Here is a 17,546-nt window from a genome sequence, read left to right as displayed (position 1 = left end):
GTGCCCCTTCTAAAAAAGAGACAGGGGTAGGGCGTGAAAGACGCGTCATCCGCTTCAGGCCATGGTAGCGCTGAAGCCTCGTCGGATCAGAATCCGACGCTGCAACGTGGTTTGCAAAATCGACATATTCAGTTAATTGCCCTCGGCGGCGCAATCGGTACCGGGCTGTTTCTCGGTATCGGCCCCGCCATTCAGATGGCCGGCCCGGCGGTTCTGCTGGGTTACGCTATCGCCGGGATTATCGCCTTCCTGATCATGCGCCAGCTCGGCGAGATGGTCGTTGAAGAGCCGGTGTCAGGCTCCTTCGCACACTTTGCCTATAAATACTGGGGCCCGTTCGCAGGCTTCCTTTCCGGCTGGAACTACTGGGTGATGTTCGTGCTGGTGGGGATGGCAGAGCTGACCGCCGCAGGCATCTACATGCAGTACTGGCTCCCGGACGTGCCAACGTGGATCTGGGCGGCGGCCTTCTTCATCATCATTAACGCCGTTAACCTCGTCAACGTGCGCCTGTATGGCGAAACCGAGTTCTGGTTTGCGCTGATCAAGGTGCTGGCGATTATCGGCATGATCGGCTTTGGCCTGTGGCTGCTGTTCTCCGGCCACGGCGGCGAGCGGGCCACTATCGACAACCTGTGGCAGCACGGCGGTTTTCTGGCAACCGGCTGGAAAGGGCTGATCCTCTCCCTGGCGGTGATCATGTTCTCCTTCGGCGGGCTGGAGCTGATCGGCATCACCGCTGCCGAAGCGCGCGACCCGCACAAAAGCATTCCGAAAGCGGTCAACCAGGTGGTGTACCGTATTCTGCTGTTCTATATCGGCTCGCTGGTGGTGCTGCTGGCGCTCTACCCGTGGGTGGAGGTGAAGTCCGACAGCAGCCCGTTCGTGATGATTTTCCACGATCTCAACAGCAACGTGGTGGCTTCGGCGCTGAACTTTGTCATCCTCGTGGCCTCGCTGTCGGTCTATAACAGCGGCGTTTACTCTAATAGCCGTATGCTGTTTGGCCTCTCCGTACAGGGCAACGCGCCGAAGTTCCTCACCCGCGTCAGCCGTCGCGGCGTGCCGGTTAACTCGCTGTTCCTTTCCGGCGCGATTACCTCTCTGGTGGTGCTTATCAACTACCTGCTGCCGAAACAGGCCTTCGGGCTGCTGATGGCGCTGGTTGTCGCCACACTGCTGCTGAACTGGATCATGATCTGCCTGGCGCACCTGCGTTTTCGCGCGGCGATGCGCCGCAAGGGGCGCGAGACGCAGTTTAAGGCGCTACTCTACCCGGCGGGGAACTATATCTGTATTGCGTTCCTGGGGCTGATTCTGGTGCTGATGTGCACCATGGAGGAGATGCGACTCTCGGCAATGCTGCTGCCGGTGTGGGTGGTGTTTCTGTTTATTGCCTTTAAGCTCTCTCGAAGGTAAAAGCAAAACGGCAACCTGGTTGCCGTTTTTAGTGTTTGCACCCTCTCCCTGTGGGAGAGGGCCGGGGTGAGGGCACCAGGCCGCACCATCACCTCGCCTTCACCCCCGGTGGAGGGCCTACAAAAGACTGCTCCATCTTTATCGTGACCCCTCTCCCAAATCTTCTACGATCCACAGGATCTTTATTTTGTAATCGATTACTTTTTATCCGAACTGTTTTGTAATCGATTACTTTTTCCGGGTGAGGCTTATCATGGTGTCAACTGAAAGTAGTGAAAAGGCCATAGCGCAGCACCGGCTGCTGGTGCCGCGTCTGTCGCTGATGATGTTTCTGCAGTTTTTTATCTGGGGTAGCTGGTCGGTTACGCTCGGCCTGGTGATGACCCAGCACAACATGTCTCTGCTGATTGGCGATGCGTTCTCCGCCGGGCCAATCGCCTCCATTCTTTCGCCGTTCGTGCTCGGGATGCTGGTGGACCGCTTCTTCGCCTCGCAGAAGGTGATGGCGGTGATGCACCTGGCGGGGGCTGCAATCCTCTGGTTCGTGCCGGGCGCGCTGATTGCTGAAAACGGCGCGCTGCTGATTGGCCTGCTGTTTGGCTACACGCTCTGCTACATGCCGACGCTGGCGCTGACCAACAATATCGCGTTTCACAGCCTGGCGAACGTGGATAAAACCTTCCCGGTGGTGCGCGTGTTCGGCACCATCGGCTGGATCGTGGCGGGCATTTTCATCGGCGTCACCGGCGTGGCGTCCAGCGTCACCATCTTCCAGGTGGCGGCGGCCAGCTCCGTGCTGCTGGCTCTCTACAGCCTGACGCTGCCGCACACGCCAGCCCCGGCGAAAGGTCTGCCGGTGAAGGTGCGCGATCTCTTCTGCGCGGATGCCTTTGCGCTGCTCAAAACCCGCCACTTCTTCGTTTTCTCCGTCTGCGCGATGCTGATTTCCGTCCCGCTCGGCACCTACTACGCCTACACCGCCTCGTACCTCGCGGATGCCGGGATTGCGGACGTCAGTACCGCCATGTCGTTCGGGCAGATGTCGGAGATCTTCTTCATGCTGGTCATTCCGCTGCTGTTCCGCCGCCTGGGCGTGAAGGTCATGCTGCTGATCGGCATGCTGGCGTGGTTTGTGCGTTACGCCATGTTCGCGCTGGGCGTCAGCGAGGAGGGGCGCATCCTGCTGTATCTCGGCATTCTGCTCCACGGCGTCTGCTACGATTTCTTCTTTGTCGTCGGCTTTATCTACACCGACCGCGTGGCGGGAGAAAAGGTGAAAGGCCAGGCGCAGAGCATGATCGTGATGTTCACCTACGGCATCGGCATGCTCCTCGGCTCGCAGATTTCTGGCGCACTCTATAACCGCCTGGTGGCCGGGCAGTCCGTGCCGCAGGCGTGGGTGACATTCTGGTGGATCCCGGCGGTGGCTGCCGCGGCGATCGCGCTGATTTTCCTTCTCACGTTTAAGTATGACGATGACAAGGCGTAACGTTCAGGAGGTGGTATGAGGACGATAAAAGGGCCCGGCATTTTTCTCTCGCAGTTTATTGGCGCAGAAGCGCCGTTTAACTCGCTCGACGGGCTGGCTGGATGGGCGGCAGATAAAGGTTATAAGGCGGTGCAGATCCCCTGCAACCATCCGCACATTTTTGACGTGGAGAAAGCCGCAGAGAGCCAGACCTACTGCGATGACATCAGCGGTAAGCTGGCCGCGAACGGGCTGGTCATCAGCGAGCTTTCGACCCATCTGGAAGGGCAGCTTGTGGCGGTAAACCCCGCCTACAGCGAGGCATTTGACCACTTCGCGCCCGCGTCCGTGCGCGGTAACGATGCGGCGCGTCGGGCGTGGGCCACGGAGAAGCTGAAGCAGGCGGCGGTCGCCTCGGCAAGATTAGGCCTGAAAGCACACGCCACCTTCTCCGGCTCGCTGGCCTGGCCGTTTTTCTACCCTTGGCCGCCCCATAACGAACAGCGTTTTCAGGAAGCGTTCGAAGAGCTGGCAAACCGCTGGCGGCCGATTCTGGATACCTTCGACGAGCAGGGCGTGGACGTCTGCTTTGAGCTGCACCCGGCGGAAGATCTGCACGACGGCGTGACCTTCGAGCGTTTTCTGGCGCTGGTGGATAACCATCCGCGCTGCAATATTCTCTTTGACCCGAGCCATATGCTGCTGCAGCAGATGGACTACCTGACCTTTATCGACATCTACCACGCGCGCATCAAGGCGTTCCACGTGAAGGATGCGGAGTTCCGCCCGAACGGGCGCAGCGGCGTGTACGGCGGCTACCAGCCGTGGATCAACCGCGCCGGTCGCTTCCGTTCGCTCGGCGACGGGCAGATCGACTTTAAGGGCATTTTCAGCAAGCTGACCCAGTACGACTATGACGGCTGGGCGGTGCTGGAGTGGGAGTGCTGCCTGAAGGACGGCGATACCGGCGCGCGCGAAGGCAGCGAATTTATTCGCCGCCACATCATTCCGGTCTCCGGGCGCGCGTTTGATGATTTCGCCGCTGGAGGCAAGCATGATTAACGTCGGGATTATCGGCAGCGGGTTTATCGGCCCGGCGCATATCGAGGCGCTGCGGCGTCTCGGGTTTGTCCAGGTGGTCGCGCTGTGCGACGGCTCGCTCGTTAAGGCGCAGGAAAAGGCGCGCCAGCTTAACGTGCCGCACGTCTACGCCAGCGTGGAGGATCTGCTGGCGCACCCCGATCTGCACGTGGTGCACAACTGCACGCCGAACCACCTTCACGCCGAGATTAACCGCCGGATCCTGCGCGCGGGCAAGCACGTGTTTTCCGAAAAACCGCTGTGCATGACCCCGGACGAGGCGCGCGAGTTGGTGGCGCTGGCGGAGCAGGCAGGCGCGGTGCACGGCGTGAGCTTCGTCTATCGGCAGTTTGCGATGGTGCGCCAGGCGGCGAGCATGCTGCGTGCGGGCAGCGTCGGGCGGCTTTTTGCCTCGCACGGCAGCTACCTGCAGGACTGGATGCTACTGGAAACCGACTACAACTGGCGGGTGGATGCCGCGCTCGGCGGCGCATCGCGCGCGGTGGCGGACATCGGCTCCCACTGGTGCGACACGGTGCAGTTCGTCACCGGGCGGCGCATTACCGAGGTGATGGCGGATCTCGCCATCGTCTGGCCGACGCGCAGGGCCAGCAGGGGCGGGAATCAAACCTTCTCCCACGACGAGCGGGCGGAGTATGAAGACAAACCGGTCACCACTGAAGACTTCGGCTCGGTGCTGTTCCGCTTTGACGACGGCAGCAAGGGCTGCTTTAGCGTCTCGCAGGTGAGCGCCGGGCGTAAAAACCGCTTGACGTTTGAGATCAACGGCAGCGAGCGCTCGCTGGCGTGGGATCAGGAGGTGCCGCAGCAGCTGTGGATCGGCCATCGCGCGCGGGCCAACCAGACGCTCACCGACGATCCGGGGCTGATGAACCCAGACGTTGCCGACAGCGCCCACTTCCCCGGCGGGCATATTGAAGGCTGGCCGGACGCCTTCAAAAATATGATGGCGCAGTTCTACCGCGCCGTGCAGGCGGGCGCGATGCCGGAGGCGCCGCAGTTTGCAACGTTTCACGATGGCGCAAACGTGATGTATATCATTGATGCTATTGTGAAAAGCCATCAGCAGCAGCGCTGGGTGCGCGTGGAACAATAACGCGTTGCCCGGTTCGCCGGGCAATAAATTTATGGTAGCCTGCACAAAACGCTAACCGCAGGATGTGTCGTCGCTATGTCAATTCAGAAAATCGCTCAGCTGGCCGGGGTCTCCGTGGCGACGGTCTCCCGCGTGCTGAATAACAGCGACACCGTGAAGGCGAAAAACCGCGAGCGCGTTCTGCGGGCGATTCAGGAGAGCAACTACCAGCCAAACCTGCTCGCCCGTCAGCTGCGCACCGCCCGCAGCTATATGATCCTGGTAATGGTGTCCAACATTGCCAACCCGTTCTGCGCCGAGGTGGTGAAGGGCATCGAAGCCGAGGCCGAGAAAAACGGCTACCGCATTCTGCTGTGCAACTCCGGCTCGGATATTGAGCGCTCCCGCTCGGGCTTAAGCCTGCTTTCCGGCAAAATCGTCGACGGCATTATCACCATGGACGCCTTCTCGAAGCTGCCGGAACTTGCCGCGCTGATTGGTTCTGCCCCGTGGGTGCAGTGCGCCGAATACGCCGATGCGGGCGCGGTCTCCTGCGTCGGCATCAATGATGTGGACGCTTCACAACATGCCGTCAGCCGGCTGGCCGACGGCGGCCGCAAGCGCATCGCGATGATCAACCACGATCTCAGCTACAAATATGCCCGCCTGCGCGAGCGCGGCTACAAGAGCGTGATCCACCTGCGGGATCTGGACTATCAGGCGGTGGAGTATGCCAGCGATCTCAGCTCCGGCGCGGGCATGGCCGCGATGCAAAATCTGCTGAAAGAGAATCCGCCGGACGCGGTATTTGCCGTTTCCGATACGCTGGCGGCGGGCGCGCTGCGCGCCATTCAGCAGGCCGGGCTGCGGGTGCCGGAGGATATTGCGGTCGTGGGCTTTGACGGCACCGAGCTGGCGGAGATGATTTCGCTCACCACCATCGAACAGCCGTCGCGGGATATCGGGCGCAAGGCGGTCGATCTGCTCTTAAACAAGATCGACAACCCGGATGCGCCCACGGAAAGGGTGATGATGGACTGGCGCTTTATTTCCCGCGCCAGCACCTGATTATTTTGCGATAACGCCCGCCAGGGAGCGAATATCGTTCCCGGTTGGCGACTGGTGAATACGCAGACCAAATTCATCCACCACCGCGAAAATATGGTCGAAGATGTCGGCCTGAATCTCCTCATATTCCGCCCAGACTACCGTGTTGGTGAAGGCGTATATTTCAATCGGCAGACCGTTGGCGTCCGGCGCCAGCTGGCGCACCATTAACGTCATATCTTTGCGAATGCGCGGATGGTTGCGCAGATATTCATTCAGGTAGGCGCGGAAGGTGCCAATATTGGTCATCTTGCGCAGGTTTAATACCGACTCCCCTTCACCGTTCTGCTGATTCCACAGGCTAATTTCCTCATGGCGCGCGGCCAGATAGGGCTTCAGCAGCTTCGCCTGAATCAGCTTCTGCTGCTCTTGCTCGTCGAGAAAATGAATGCTGGTGGTATCGATATTCAGGCTGCGCTTGATGCGTCGCCCGCCGGAGGCGGACATGCCGCTCCAGTTGATAAAGGCGTCGGAGACCAGCGCCCACGTCGGGATGGTGGTGATGGTGTTGTCGAAGTTGCGCACCTTCACGGTGGTCAGGCCGATGTCCGTCACCGTGCCGTTGGCGCCGTACTTCGGCATCTCCAGCCAGTCGCCGAGCTTGAGCATATCGTTAGCGGAGAGCTGAATACCCGCCACCAGTCCGAGTATCGGGTCTTTAAACACCAGCATCAGAACGGCGGCCATGGCGCCCAGACCGCTGATCAGAATCGCCGGGGACTGGCCGATCAGCAAGGAAATAATCAAAATCCCCACCAGAATGGCGCTCACCAGCTTGATGCCCTGGAAGATCCCCTTCAGCGGCAGCTGCGACGCGGTCGCCATCTTTTGCGACAAATTAAATATCACGTCCAGCAGCGAGAAGAAGGAGAGCAGGGCATACACCATCACCCACAGCTTCGCGCAGGTGGTGAGCATTTCCGCCGCTTCGCTGCCTTTTTGCAGCCACAGTACCGCCTGAACGTTGACGATTATCCCCTGCAGGGTAAAGGCCAGACGATGAAATAATTTATTCTGGGTAATGATCTGCAGCCACAAATGGCTGCTGGCCTGCGCGCGCTTCTCGAATGCGCGCAGCACCAGCTTGTGCAGAATAAAATGAACGATGATGGCGGTGAGAAAAATAATACCAAAGATAATCACTAAAGAGGTGGTGTGATTAATTTCAATGCCTAACTCTTCAACCTGAGCAATTAATTCCTGCATAACATCTCCTGTATTGTTGCAGCCCCATAATGGCGGCTGCGGATCTATTATGCAAATTCGCGGGCTTATTTGGCGGCCTGGCAGACCTTCGCCACCGGCAGGCACAGCCTGCGACGCATACGCAGCGTCGCCAGCGCCAGGATAACCATCAGGCCGGTTTCCACCGCCAGGAAGAGGTTAATCGCCTGCGGGTAATCCCCGTGATGATTCTGCAGCCCGTGCAGCAAAATCGCCCCGAAAATGGCCGGGCCAAGCCCCAGCGCGGCCTGCTGCAGCGTGCTTAAAATGGCGCTCGCGGCGCCCGCGTCGTCAGGCTGAATATCGCGCATCCCGATGCGATAGAAGCTGTTTACAATCAGCGCCTGGCCGTAGCCCACCAGCCCGGTGGCAGGCGCCAGCGTCAGCGCAGTATTTTGTAATCCCCAGTAGCGGAACGTGACGATCAGCGCCAGCAGGCCGATTATCTGGATCGCCAGACCCGTCAGCAGAATCGTGCTGGTACTGTAGCGGGCAATCAACCTTGGCGCGAACCAGGCCGAAATAAAGTAGGTCACGCCGAGGGCGATAAAGCTGTTCCCGGACTGCCAAGGCGCCATCCCCAGGCCGGTCTGCATGGTCAGCGCCATGCAGAACATAAACCCGGACCAGACGCTGAAAAAGAGCAGCGCAATCACGATGCCAAAGCGAATGCTGCGAAGCTGAAGCAGACGCGGCGGGATCAGCGGGTGGGCATTCTCACGCTCCTTTTTGCGCGCGTTCTGCGCCATCAGCCAGGCCAGCGGAATAATGGCAAGAAGCATAACCTTCAGCGACCACGGCCAGTGCCACTGAGGGCCGAGCGCCATCGGGAACAGCAGGCAGCAAAGAACGATCGCCAGCAGCACGGTGCCTGTCCAGTCGATGCGCGACGGGGTATCGCGGCGGGTTTCCGGCACGTAGCGGCGGCTTAACGCCAGCACCACCAGACAAATCGGCACGTTGATAAAGAAGGCGTTTCGCCAGCCCAGCCCGGCGATATCCGCCGACACCAGCCAGCCGCCTCCCATCTGCCCGACGATAAACGCAATCCCGCCAATGCCGCCAAACAGGCTAATGGCTTTCGCGTGGGCGCTACCTTTTAGCGTGACGTGCAGCGTGGCGAGGATCTGCGGCATGATGAGCGCTGCCCCCGCGCCCTGAACGATGCGTGCGGCCAGCAGATGTTCAATGTTTCCCGCCATCCCGCACAGCAGCGAGGCCAGGCCAAAAACTGCCACGCCCCACATAAACAGGCGACGGCGGCCAAGGTTATCCCCCAGCTTGCTGCCGAGCGCGAGGCAGACGGCAAAGGCCACGCCGTAGAGCGCGACGATCAGCTCCAGCTCGGTAGCGGTGGCGTGCAGCGAGTGGGTGATGGCGTCCAGCGCCACGTTGGTGATTGAGGTATCAATCATCGGCAGCATCTGGCCGGTTAACAGCAATATCAGGCCTGCGCGACCCGGTGAAGCAACTGACGTATTCATGGTAACTCCATTGCGTCATTCATCAGATGGTCGTAGCATCAACCATCTGATAAACGGGTACCAGTTCTTGCTTATACTGGTACTGGCACTACCATGCAGGGGGATTTATGGCCTTGATGTCTGAACCCGTCACCACACTTCAGGATGACACCCGAAAACAGCTGGGGGCATTTTTACGCGCCCGGCGGGAAAGCCTCGATCCCCAGCGTCTCGGCCTGCCGCGCAGCGGTCGCCGCCGCACGCCGGGCCTGCGCCGGGAAGAGGTGGCGATGCTCGCTGACGTGGGCGTGACCTGGTACACCTGGCTTGAGCAGGGCAGGGACGTCAACCCGTCCAGCGCGGTGATGGCCGCCATCGCAAAAGCGCTACAGTGCACCCCAACCGAGGCCCGGCATCTTTTCGTGCTCGCCGGGTTGCCGCCGGGGGAAGCCCCGCAGGCGGTCTGCTGCGAGGGCATCAGCGAAGGCACCCGCCGCCTGCTTGATACCCTGATGCCTAAACCCGCCAGCATTCAGAAGCCCAACTTCGACATCGTGGCGTGGAACGACAGCTTCGGACACCTGATGGGCGTCGATTTCAATGACATCCCGCCGGAAGACCGCAACTGTATTTACCTGTTCCTTACCCATCCGGCGTGGCGCGCGCGTCTCGGCAGACGCGACGACGTGCTGCCGATTTTCGTTTCCTATTTCCGCGCGGCGATGGCCGAACACCGGGGCGACCCGCTGTGGGAAGCCAAACTGGCGCGCTTCTTCGCGGTATCGGAGGAGTTCAAAACCCTGTGGCATCAGCGCAACGACGTGCGCGGCGTGGAAAACCAGCTCAAGCTGTTTACCCATCCCGAGCTGGGAGATTTTACGTTGCAGCAGATGTACTGGTACTCCGCACCGCGAAACGGCTCGCGGCTGCTGGTGTATCTCCCGGTGGATGAGGCGGGGGAGAGGGCAATGGAATGGCTGGCGGAGCAGGGGAAGTAAGTTTTTTGCGAGGCGCTTTCAGGGAATCAACGCGGATCCGGTTCTCTCTGATAAAAGCAGGTAAGGTAAGTCACGAAAGGCAATATTAGCCTTTAATGCAAATTGCCTTATATGCTAATATTATCAGGGATGAAAAACCGTGTTCAGACTTATTGTCCATGAGGCGGTCAGGGAAGAGATTCTCTTACTGCCTGCTGGGGTGCAGGCGAAGCTGATTCGCCAGCTTGATAAATTGCGCTTAAACCCGACGGCTCTTCGGGAACCTGACAGCAAACCATTGCCGCATGGCCTGTTTGAAATAAGGACCGTTGGGCTGATCCATACTCGCGGTATCTATGTTTACCAGCGAGAAAAGACGATTTTTCTTTTGCGCGTGTTTGTTAAGAAGACGCAAAAAACGCCCTCAGCTGAACTCCGTCTGGCATTAAAACGACAACAGGAGATGTTGGATGAGCAAGAAGATTATTGACTGGGACGCACTTAGAGCTGAACTGTTAAGCGATCCGGAGGTGCAGGCCGCCTTCGATGCAGAAGAGCGTAAGGAGCGCCTGCGTGAGATGCTGGCGCAGTGGCGTAATCAGGCTGGCCTGACGCGCGCCCAGGTGGCGGAGCGGATGGGCGTCAGCGCACCGACGGTCTCCCGAATGGAAGCCAATATCACCCGGGCGAGTCTGGACACATTAACGCGTTATGCGATGGTGTGTGGGGTAAAGCATCCGCAGATTACGCTTTATTGAAAACGGGCATGCCCCAAGCGGGCGTGCCCGTGGCGATCAGCACTCGGTCACAATCGTGCTCAGCGGCAGACGAGACTTCGGCAGCGTGGCGTTGAAATCTTCCACGCTGTGATGCCCAACCGGCACCACCACCAGGCTGGTGAAGCCTTTCTCTTTCAGGCCGAACTCTTCGTCGAGGATAGCGGCGTCGAAGCCTTCGATTGGCACGGCGTCCAGACCCATCGCGGCCACGCCCAGCAGGAAGTTGCCGACGTTCAGATAAACCTGCTTCGCCATCCACTGGTCGTCATCTTTCAGATCCACGCGGTGCATATCGGCAAAATAGTGGCGTCCTTTGTTATTGGCCGCTTTCGCTTCCGGCGTGTTGAAACGACCGTCCGCCTCTTCCTGGTCGACAACGCGCTCAAGCCAGGCGTCGTCCATCGCGGTTTTCGCGCAGAACACCACCACGTGAGAGGCATCCAGCATTTTGCGTTCGTTGAACACGTAGGTGCCCGCGGCGGATTTCGCCACGCGCGCTTTACCTTCCTCGGTGCTGGCGATAATAAAGTGCCACGGCTGGGAGTTGGTGCTGGACGGGCTGTACTGCAGCAGGGTTTTGATTTTCTCCGCTTCTTCAGCGGTCAGTTTTTTGGTTGGGTCGAACGCCTTGGTAGAGTGGCGTTTCAGGGCGACAGAAATGATATCCATAACTACTCCTGGTAATGAAATTCGCCCTTGCGCGGGCGCGAAAGGAGAGCAGATTACCGCGCGAAGCGGCAAAAGATAAGTGCGATTCGAGCGGTTATACTGTTCGGCACAGACGAACAATCAGACAGGGCGTATCCACTTCTGGTCTTTTTTCGGCAGCTTATCGACGACCAGATTCCACGAATCCGCGATCAGGTCGGCGACCAGTTCAGGCGTGATGTCCTCGGTGCCGTAGAGCGAAATCCAGTGTTTTTTATTGAGGTGGTAGCCCGGCTCAACGCCACGGTAAATCTGCTGATTTAACAGGGATTTTTCCGGGTCGGACTTCAGGCTAACGTGGGGGCGTCCGTGCGCGGTGGCCATCAGCATAAAAATTTTCCCGCCCACCTTAAACACGTCGTACTCGGGGCCAAACGGCCAGCAGTGTTCGGTGAAAGGCATCTCCAGCGCGACGCGTTTTGCGTGCGCCTGCAGGGATTTACTGTCCATCGTTATCCTCCTGAGCCAGCCCGCGCCACATGGCTTCGAAACCCAGCGCTTTAAAATCGGTGGCGCGGGACGGATCGCGGGTGGCAAACTCCATGGTGGTTTCCGCCAGCGATAAGAAAAGCGCATCGCCAAACGTTTTGAATTCATCGGACATAAACACAGGGCGCACCGAACGGCGACACAGCTCGTGAAGTTCCGGGAACATCTCTTTCACCGCCTGTTCCGTTTCGGCGCTCAGCTTTTCACTGACGCCAATCTGGCGGATCGCCGCATGCGCAACGGGGTTACGAATCCCCCAGTCGACGTAGCTGTTCCAGATATTGCGGGTATGCTCTTTAGGAAGCGTGAGGGTGCGATCGAGGTTCGCCAGCATGGTCTGGCAAAGATCCTGCTTGAGGTGCAGGTAAAGGGCATTCAGCAGATCGTCTTTTGTAGCAAAGTAGCGAAACAGCGTGCCTTCAGCAACGCCCGCGTTACGGGCAATTAACGCCGTTGAGGCGGCAATACCTGACTGTGCAAATGCCACCGTTGCGGCTTCCAGTAAGGCCTGTTTTTTATCTTCACTCTTCGGACGTGCCACTAAATTCTCCCCCTTTCAATTATAAAAACCCTGATTGAAACACGTGCTTTGACGGCCTGCAACGCGGAATGTCAAAGATCGAAAACGTCTTGACGACTTTATCATCATATCTATAATGAGTGCTTACTCACTCATAATCAAGTTTCCCCCGCGTAAACCATCGGATGGCGCGCGTTTTCGGGTCAGGATATGAAAAAGCCTCTCTTCATCTGCGTGGTGTTCGTCATGATTATTGCTTCAGCTGCGAGTTTACCGTTTGTTCTGAATGCCGGATTTGGCCAGCCGCCGCAGGGTGCGCAGCTCACGGAAGTGGAGGCTTCTCCGCACTATCGCGACGGGAAGTTCCACAACACGCTCCCGACGCCCGGCTTTACCGGGCAGCAAAACATGCTGGTGGCGTGGTGGCAGTTCCTGACCCGTAAAACCGAAAACGCCCGCCCGGCGCAGCCGCTGCCGCTGGTAAAAACCGATCTGGCGAGCCTGCCTCTGGAGCAGGATACGCTGGTGTGGCTCGGCCACTCCTCGTGGTATATGCAACTGGCGGGAAAACGCATCCTGATCGACCCGGTCCTCGGCAACTACGCCGCGCCGTTCTCGTTCCTCAATAAAGCGTTTGCGGGAGAGTACCCGTGGCGCGCGGAGAGCATGCCCGAAATCGACCTGCTGATTATCTCGCACGATCACTACGACCATCTGGACTACGCCACCATCCGGGCGCTGCTGCCGAAGGTGAAGCACGTCGTCACGCCGCTCGGCGTCGGCTCACACCTGCGCTATTGGGGGATGAGCCCGGACATTATCGACGAACGGGACTGGAACCAGTCGGTGCACATCAGCGATGCGCTGACGGTTCACGTCCTGCCCGCGCGCCACTTCTCCGGGCGCGGCATTAAGCGTGACCAGACCCTGTGGGGCAGCTTCATGTTCGTCACGCCAGAGCAGAAGGTCTACTACAGCGGAGACTCCGGCTACGGCCCGCATTTTAAGGCCATCGGCGAGCAGTTTGGTGAGGTGGATTTAGCCATCATGGAAAACGGCCAGTACGACCAGGACTGGAAGTACATCCACATGCTGCCGGATGAAACGGCGCAGGCCTCGGCGGACCTCAACGCGAAAGCGGTGGTGCCGGGGCATAACGGACGCTTCGTGCTGGCGAAGCATACCTGGAACGATCCGCTGATCCAGCTGGCGCGGGCCAGCAAGGATAAAAATTATCGGCTGCTGACGCCGGAGCTGGGCGAGCCGGTTCGGGTGAGCGATAGCACGCAACAATTTCGTGAGTGGTGGGAATAATGTTGAACCAAGAAACAGAGGGGGAGAGCAGCATGACGATTTCCGCTCAGGTCATTGATACGATTGTCGAATGGATCGATGACAACCTACACCAGCCGCTACGCATCGAAGAGATCGCCCGCCACGCGGGTTACTCCAAGTGGCATTTACAGCGGCTGTTTATGCAGTACAAAGGCGAAAGCCTTGGGCGCTACATCCGCGAACGCAAGCTGCTGCTGGCGGCGCGGGATCTGCGTGAATCTGACGAGCGCGTGTACGAAATCTGCCTGCGCTACGGCTTTGAATCGCAGCAGACGTTTACGCGCATCTTTACCCGCACCTTCCATCAGCCGCCCGGGGCTTACCGCAAAGAGAACCATAGTCGGGCGCATTAAAGTTAACGAAACAAAGGCCGGGTAAGTCATCGCTACCACCCGGCTTTTTTATTGGCTTACGACGCCAGTGAAAACCAGCGGCGCCAGACGAAACGCAGGATGAAGAATTCGATGGCGCCGAGCAGTAAAAACCACACGCAGAACAAAATTGTGTAGAGCTGGTTCAGGTCGACCATATGAAAGGTCTGAACCAGCTTCTGCGCCAGCACCAGACCCAGCGACGGCGCGGGCAGCAGTAAGCAAGAGATAAGGGCCATCAATAAAATGCCCCCCGCAGTCAGCAGCGATTCCAACGGGTGTTTCATCGTAATGTTAATCGTCAGTTAAAAATGTCATTGTCCGGCATCCTTTAACGTAAAGCAATATCAACCCGTCGGCCCTTTTTTAATTAAATAATTCCATATCCCGACGAATAATGCGCGGAAAGAGAATAATTTAATCCTGATGATTAAATTAATATCGCACTATGTAAATAAATGTCTGCATCACGAAAATAATTTTACAAACATATAGGTGCTATATCCAATTAACGTCGCAATAACAATGGCTGCGACAATGTATAACGCCAGGCGCCGTCCGCGATAAATACCAAACATGGTTCCCCCTCGTTTAGGATCGGTTTAGAAATATTTTGTAAAAATCATCTCGTCGAAATAATTTCAATCAATTTTGAATAACCCAGTGGTAAATATATTGCGGTAGATCAATTTTACCCGCAAGACTTTAAAATCAATTTATTTAAGCCAGAAAGGAATTCAGGCTTCTGTTCACCGGATATTGAAGGAAAAATACGATGACTGAAAAAAAATACTCCCCAAACATGCCGCCTTCCGGCGGGCTGGCATACCAGCAGACCGCAGAGCAGGTGCTTACGCACGTGCAGAGCCAGGCCAGCGGTCTGGATTGCGCAGAGGCGCAGGCGCGTTTGCAAAAACATGGCCCGAATGCGCTGCCGGAGAAAAAAGGTAAACCCGCCTGGCTGCGTTTTTTAGCCCATTTTAACGATGTGCTGATTTACGTTCTGCTGGCCGCCGCGGTATTAACGGCGGTAATGGGCCACTGGGTGGATACGCTGGTTATTTTGGGCGTGGCGGTTATCAACGCCTTAATTGGCCATATTCAGGAAAGCAACGCGGAAAAATCCCTGAAGAGCATTCGTAATATGCTCTCCAGCGAGGCGCGCGTTATTCGCAACGGCAACCACGAAACTATACCCACAACTGAAATAGTCCCGGGCGATATTATTGTATTACGCGCGGGGGATCGTATTCCGGCAGATATGCGTTTAATCGAGGCGCATAATTTACGCGTGGAAGAGGCGATTCTGACCGGTGAATCCACCGTAGTGGATAAACACACGAATCCGCTGAGCGGTGAGTTACCGCTGGGCGACCGCACCAATATGGTCTTCTCCGGAACGACCGTGAGCGCGGGCGGCGGCGTCGGCGTTGTCACCGCGACCGGTAAAGAGACGGAACTCGGCCACATCAACCAGATGATGGCGGGCATTGAAAAGCACCGCACGCCGCTGCTGGTGCAGATGGACAAGCTGGGCAAGGCGATCTTCGCCATTATTCTGGCGATGATGGCGGCGCTGTTCGTCTTCAGCCTGGTGTTCCGCGAGATCCCGATGGGCGAGCTGCTGCTCTCTCTGATCAGCCTGGCGGTCGCCTCCGTACCGGAAGGTCTGCCGGCCATTATCTCCATCATCCTCTCGCTGGGCGTGCAGGCGATGGCGCGCAAGCGGGCGATTATCCGCAAACTGCCGACGGTTGAAACGCTGGGCGCGATGACCGTGGTCTGCTCGGATAAAACCGGCACCCTGACCATGAACGAGATGACGGTGAAAGCCATCATCACCGCCGACGTCTGCTACCGCGTGGACGGCAACAGCTACGAGCCGGTGGGCAATATCTACCTGGAAGGCAGCGACGAGCCGGTGCAGATCCAGCCGGGCACCGTGCTGGAGCAGTACCTGCGCACCATCGACCTGTGCAACGACAGCCAGCTGATTCAGGACGAGCGCGGCCTGTGGGGCATTACCGGCGGGCCGACCGAGGGCGCGCTGAAGGTGCTGGCGGCGAAGGCCAGCCTTGAGCCGGTGGCGACCGCGCTGGTTAACAAAATTCCGTTCGACTCGCAGTACAAGTACATGAGCACCCACTACCAGATTGGCGGCGAGGAGCAGATCCTGATCACCGGCGCGCCGGACGTCATTTTCGCCCTGTGCGCCCAGCAGCAGACCCGCAGCGGTGCGGAAGCATTCAACCGCACGTACTGGGAAAGCGAGATGGAGCGCTATGCGCGTCAGGGGCTGCGCATGGTCGCCGCGGCGTTCAAGCCGGCGAACGGCGAGCAGGCGCTTACGCACGATGACCTGAGCCACGGCCTGATCTTCCTCGGCATCGCCGGGATGATGGATCCGCCGCGTCCGGAAGCGATTGATGCGATTAACGCCTGCCAGCAGGCGGGGATCCGCGTGAAGATGATCACCGGGGATCACCCGCAGACAGCGATGAGCATCGGCCAGATGCTGGGGATCACCAACAGCGAGCAGGCGGTCACCGGCTACGAGCTGGAGAAGATGGACGACGCCGCGCTGGCGGAAGCAGCGGTGAAATATGACATCTTCGCCCGTACCAGCCCGGAGCATAAGCTGCGCCTGGTGAAAGCGCTGCAGGACAAAGGCGAAATCGTCGGTATGACCGGCGACGGCGTGAACGACGCCCCGGCGCTGCGTCAGGCGGACGTGGGCATCGCGATGGGCATCAAGGGCACGGAAGTGACCAAAGAGGCGGCGGACATGGTCCTGACGGACGATAACTTCGCCACCATTGCCAGCGCGGTGAAAGAGGGGCGTCGCGTTTACGACAACCTGAAGAAGACCATTCTGTTCATCATGCCGACCAACCTGGCGCAGGGTCTGCTGATTGTGATTGCGCTGCTGGCGGGGAACATCATTCCGCTGACGCCGGTGCTGATTCTGTGGATGAACATGGCGACCTCCGCCACGCTCTCCTTCGGCCTGGCCTTTGAGGCCGCCGAGCGCAGCATCATGCGCCGTCCGCCGCGTCAGACCGGGCAGCACGTGATGGACGCCTACGCCGTGTGGCGCGTGGCCTTCGTCGGCACCATGATTGCCATCGCCGCTTTTGCGCTGGAAGCCTGGCTGGCCCCGCGCGGCCACAGCGCGGAGTTCATCCGCACCGTGCTGCTGCAGATGCTGGTCTGCGCCCAGTGGGTGTACATGATTAACTGCCGTAACACCGAAGGGTTCTCCCTGAACCGCGGCCTGCTGGCGAACAAAGGGATCTGGCTGGTGACGGGCGTGCTGTTCCTGCTCCAGGCGGCGATTATCTACCTGCCGTTTATGCAGATGCTGTTTGGTACCGAAGCGCTGCCGCTGCGCTACTGGTTTGTGACTCTGGCGGTGGCGGGCGTGATGTTCTTCGTCGTCGAAATCGAGAAGCGACTGACCCGCAGGTTCCGTAAGGCTGCATAACAAAGACCCCACACCCCTCACCCTAA

The 17,546-nt window shown here is 58.5% G+C and carries 17 protein-coding genes; 11 read left to right on the top strand and 6 right to left on the bottom strand.

Features of this window, described 5'->3' with window-relative positions; all coding sequences use genetic code 11:
- Positions 1-33 precede the first annotated feature (33 nt).
- The 5 genes from pheP (at position 34) to OSH03_RS06620 (ending at position 6,131) form a co-directional block, all read left to right on the top strand.
- On the top strand, positions 34-1,419 hold the full coding sequence (gene pheP, locus OSH03_RS06640) for a phenylalanine transporter (RefSeq protein WP_266178604.1): 1,386 nt from the start codon (positions 34-36) through the stop codon (positions 1,417-1,419).
- 253 nt (positions 1,420-1,672) lie between these two features.
- A complete protein-coding gene (locus OSH03_RS06635; protein WP_266178603.1) occupies positions 1,673-2,908 on the top strand; it encodes an MFS transporter in 1,236 nt (411 codons plus the stop codon).
- A 15-nt stretch (positions 2,909-2,923) separates the two neighbouring features.
- Positions 2,924-3,949 carry a sugar phosphate isomerase/epimerase family protein gene (locus OSH03_RS06630; protein WP_266178602.1) on the top strand — a complete coding sequence of 342 codons (1,026 nt, stop codon included), beginning with the start codon at positions 2,924-2,926 and terminating at the stop codon, positions 3,947-3,949.
- Positions 3,942-5,084, top strand: coding sequence for a Gfo/Idh/MocA family protein (locus tag OSH03_RS06625; RefSeq protein ID WP_266178601.1), 1,143 nt, complete (start codon positions 3,942-3,944; stop codon positions 5,082-5,084). The genes OSH03_RS06630 and OSH03_RS06625 overlap by 8 nt, the downstream gene beginning before the upstream one ends.
- 75 nt (positions 5,085-5,159) lie before the next feature.
- Positions 5,160-6,131 carry a LacI family DNA-binding transcriptional regulator gene (locus OSH03_RS06620; RefSeq protein WP_266178600.1) on the top strand — a complete coding sequence of 324 codons (972 nt, stop codon included), beginning with the start codon at positions 5,160-5,162 and terminating at the stop codon, positions 6,129-6,131.
- Here the strand turns inward: OSH03_RS06620 and OSH03_RS06615 are convergent, their stop codons facing one another.
- Both OSH03_RS06615 and OSH03_RS06610 read right to left on the bottom strand, forming a co-directional pair.
- Positions 6,132-7,376 carry a mechanosensitive ion channel family protein gene (locus OSH03_RS06615; protein ID WP_266178599.1) on the bottom strand — a complete coding sequence of 415 codons (1,245 nt, stop codon included), beginning with the start codon at positions 7,374-7,376 and terminating at the stop codon, positions 6,132-6,134.
- Positions 7,377-7,441: 65 nt separating this feature from the next.
- Positions 7,442-8,878, bottom strand: a complete 1,437-nt coding sequence (locus OSH03_RS06610) for an MFS transporter (protein WP_266178598.1) — start codon at positions 8,876-8,878, stop codon at positions 7,442-7,444.
- A gap of 107 nt (positions 8,879-8,985) precedes the next feature.
- Here OSH03_RS06610 and OSH03_RS06605 point away from each other — a divergent pair, with 107 nt between their 5' ends.
- From OSH03_RS06605 to OSH03_RS06595, 3 genes are all read left to right on the top strand, one after another.
- Entirely contained in the window at positions 8,986-9,855 is an 870-nt protein-coding gene (locus OSH03_RS06605; RefSeq protein WP_266178597.1) for a helix-turn-helix transcriptional regulator, read from the top strand.
- Positions 9,856-9,994: 139 nt separating this feature from the next.
- Complete coding sequence (locus OSH03_RS06600; RefSeq protein ID WP_266178596.1) at positions 9,995-10,324, top strand: type II toxin-antitoxin system RelE/ParE family toxin; 330 nt, start codon at positions 9,995-9,997, stop codon at positions 10,322-10,324.
- Positions 10,305-10,592, top strand: coding sequence for a helix-turn-helix domain-containing protein (locus tag OSH03_RS06595; protein WP_266178595.1), 288 nt, complete (start codon positions 10,305-10,307; stop codon positions 10,590-10,592). The genes OSH03_RS06600 and OSH03_RS06595 overlap by 20 nt, the downstream gene beginning before the upstream one ends.
- Positions 10,593-10,628: 36 nt before the next feature.
- Here OSH03_RS06595 and nfsB read toward each other — a convergent pair whose 3' ends face one another.
- The 3 genes from nfsB to OSH03_RS06580 all read right to left on the bottom strand — a co-directional run bounded on the left by nfsB (position 10,629) and on the right by OSH03_RS06580 (position 12,351).
- Positions 10,629-11,282: an oxygen-insensitive NAD(P)H nitroreductase gene (gene nfsB / locus OSH03_RS06590; protein WP_151413901.1), complete on the bottom strand. Its 654-nt coding sequence runs from the start codon at positions 11,280-11,282 to the stop codon at positions 10,629-10,631.
- 120 nt (positions 11,283-11,402) lie between these two features.
- Entirely contained in the window at positions 11,403-11,771 is a 369-nt protein-coding gene (locus OSH03_RS06585) for an MmcQ/YjbR family DNA-binding protein (protein WP_266178594.1), read from the bottom strand.
- Entirely contained in the window at positions 11,761-12,351 is a 591-nt protein-coding gene (locus OSH03_RS06580) for a TetR/AcrR family transcriptional regulator (protein ID WP_028012251.1), read from the bottom strand. The genes OSH03_RS06585 and OSH03_RS06580 overlap by 11 nt, the downstream gene beginning before the upstream one ends.
- 189 nt (positions 12,352-12,540) lie before the next feature.
- Here OSH03_RS06580 and OSH03_RS06575 point away from each other — a divergent pair, with 189 nt between their 5' ends.
- On the top strand, positions 12,541-13,644 hold the full coding sequence (locus OSH03_RS06575) for a RomA family MBL fold metallo-hydrolase (RefSeq protein ID WP_266178593.1): 1,104 nt from the start codon (positions 12,541-12,543) through the stop codon (positions 13,642-13,644).
- Positions 13,645-13,676: 32 nt separating this feature from the next.
- A complete protein-coding gene (locus tag OSH03_RS06570) occupies positions 13,677-14,018 on the top strand; it encodes a RamA family antibiotic efflux transcriptional regulator (RefSeq protein ID WP_028012253.1) in 342 nt (113 codons plus the stop codon).
- Between the two features lie 56 nt (positions 14,019-14,074).
- On the opposite strand, the gene OSH03_RS06565 is transcribed toward OSH03_RS06570, so the two are convergent.
- Positions 14,075-14,323: a DUF1158 domain-containing protein gene (locus OSH03_RS06565; RefSeq protein ID WP_041910998.1), complete on the bottom strand. Its 249-nt coding sequence runs from the start codon at positions 14,321-14,323 to the stop codon at positions 14,075-14,077.
- Between the two features lie 488 nt (positions 14,324-14,811).
- On the opposite strand from OSH03_RS06565, the gene OSH03_RS06560 reads away from it, so the two are divergent.
- Positions 14,812-17,520 (top strand): cation-transporting P-type ATPase, encoded by a 2,709-nt coding sequence (locus OSH03_RS06560; RefSeq protein ID WP_266178592.1) that lies wholly within the window; start codon positions 14,812-14,814, stop codon positions 17,518-17,520.
- Positions 17,521-17,546 lie beyond the last annotated feature (26 nt).

Source organism: Enterobacter nematophilus, assembly GCF_026344075.1.
GTDB lineage: Bacteria > Pseudomonadota > Gammaproteobacteria > Enterobacterales > Enterobacteriaceae > Enterobacter > Enterobacter nematophilus.
The sequence above is the reverse complement of the archived record's forward strand: the minus strand, read 5'-3'. Positions and strand labels throughout refer to the sequence as shown.

Coding starts and splice junctions, on each gene's coding strand:
- OSH03_RS06635 (WP_266178603.1), top strand. CDS start 1,673: ATGGTGTCAACTGAAAGTAGTGAAAAGGCCATAGCGCAGCACCGGCTG.
- OSH03_RS06630 (WP_266178602.1), top strand. CDS start 2,924: ATGAGGACGATAAAAGGGCCCGGCATTTTTCTCTCGCAGTTTATTGGC.
- OSH03_RS06625 (WP_266178601.1), top strand. CDS start 3,942: ATGATTAACGTCGGGATTATCGGCAGCGGGTTTATCGGCCCGGCGCAT.
- OSH03_RS06620 (WP_266178600.1), top strand. CDS start 5,160: ATGTCAATTCAGAAAATCGCTCAGCTGGCCGGGGTCTCCGTGGCGACG.
- OSH03_RS06615 (WP_266178599.1), bottom strand. CDS start 7,376: ATGCAGGAATTAATTGCTCAGGTTGAAGAGTTAGGCATTGAAATTAAT.
- OSH03_RS06610 (WP_266178598.1), bottom strand. CDS start 8,878: ATGAATACGTCAGTTGCTTCACCGGGTCGCGCAGGCCTGATATTGCTG.
- OSH03_RS06605 (WP_266178597.1), top strand. CDS start 8,986: ATGGCCTTGATGTCTGAACCCGTCACCACACTTCAGGATGACACCCGA.
- OSH03_RS06595 (WP_266178595.1), top strand. CDS start 10,305: ATGAGCAAGAAGATTATTGACTGGGACGCACTTAGAGCTGAACTGTTA.
- nfsB (WP_151413901.1), bottom strand. CDS start 11,282: ATGGATATCATTTCTGTCGCCCTGAAACGCCACTCTACCAAGGCGTTC.
- OSH03_RS06585 (WP_266178594.1), bottom strand. CDS start 11,771: ATGGACAGTAAATCCCTGCAGGCGCACGCAAAACGCGTCGCGCTGGAG.
- OSH03_RS06575 (WP_266178593.1), top strand. CDS start 12,541: ATGAAAAAGCCTCTCTTCATCTGCGTGGTGTTCGTCATGATTATTGCT.
- OSH03_RS06570 (WP_028012253.1), top strand. CDS start 13,677: ATGACGATTTCCGCTCAGGTCATTGATACGATTGTCGAATGGATCGAT.
- OSH03_RS06565 (WP_041910998.1), bottom strand. CDS start 14,323: ATGAAACACCCGTTGGAATCGCTGCTGACTGCGGGGGGCATTTTATTG.
- OSH03_RS06560 (WP_266178592.1), top strand. CDS start 14,812: ATGACTGAAAAAAAATACTCCCCAAACATGCCGCCTTCCGGCGGGCTG.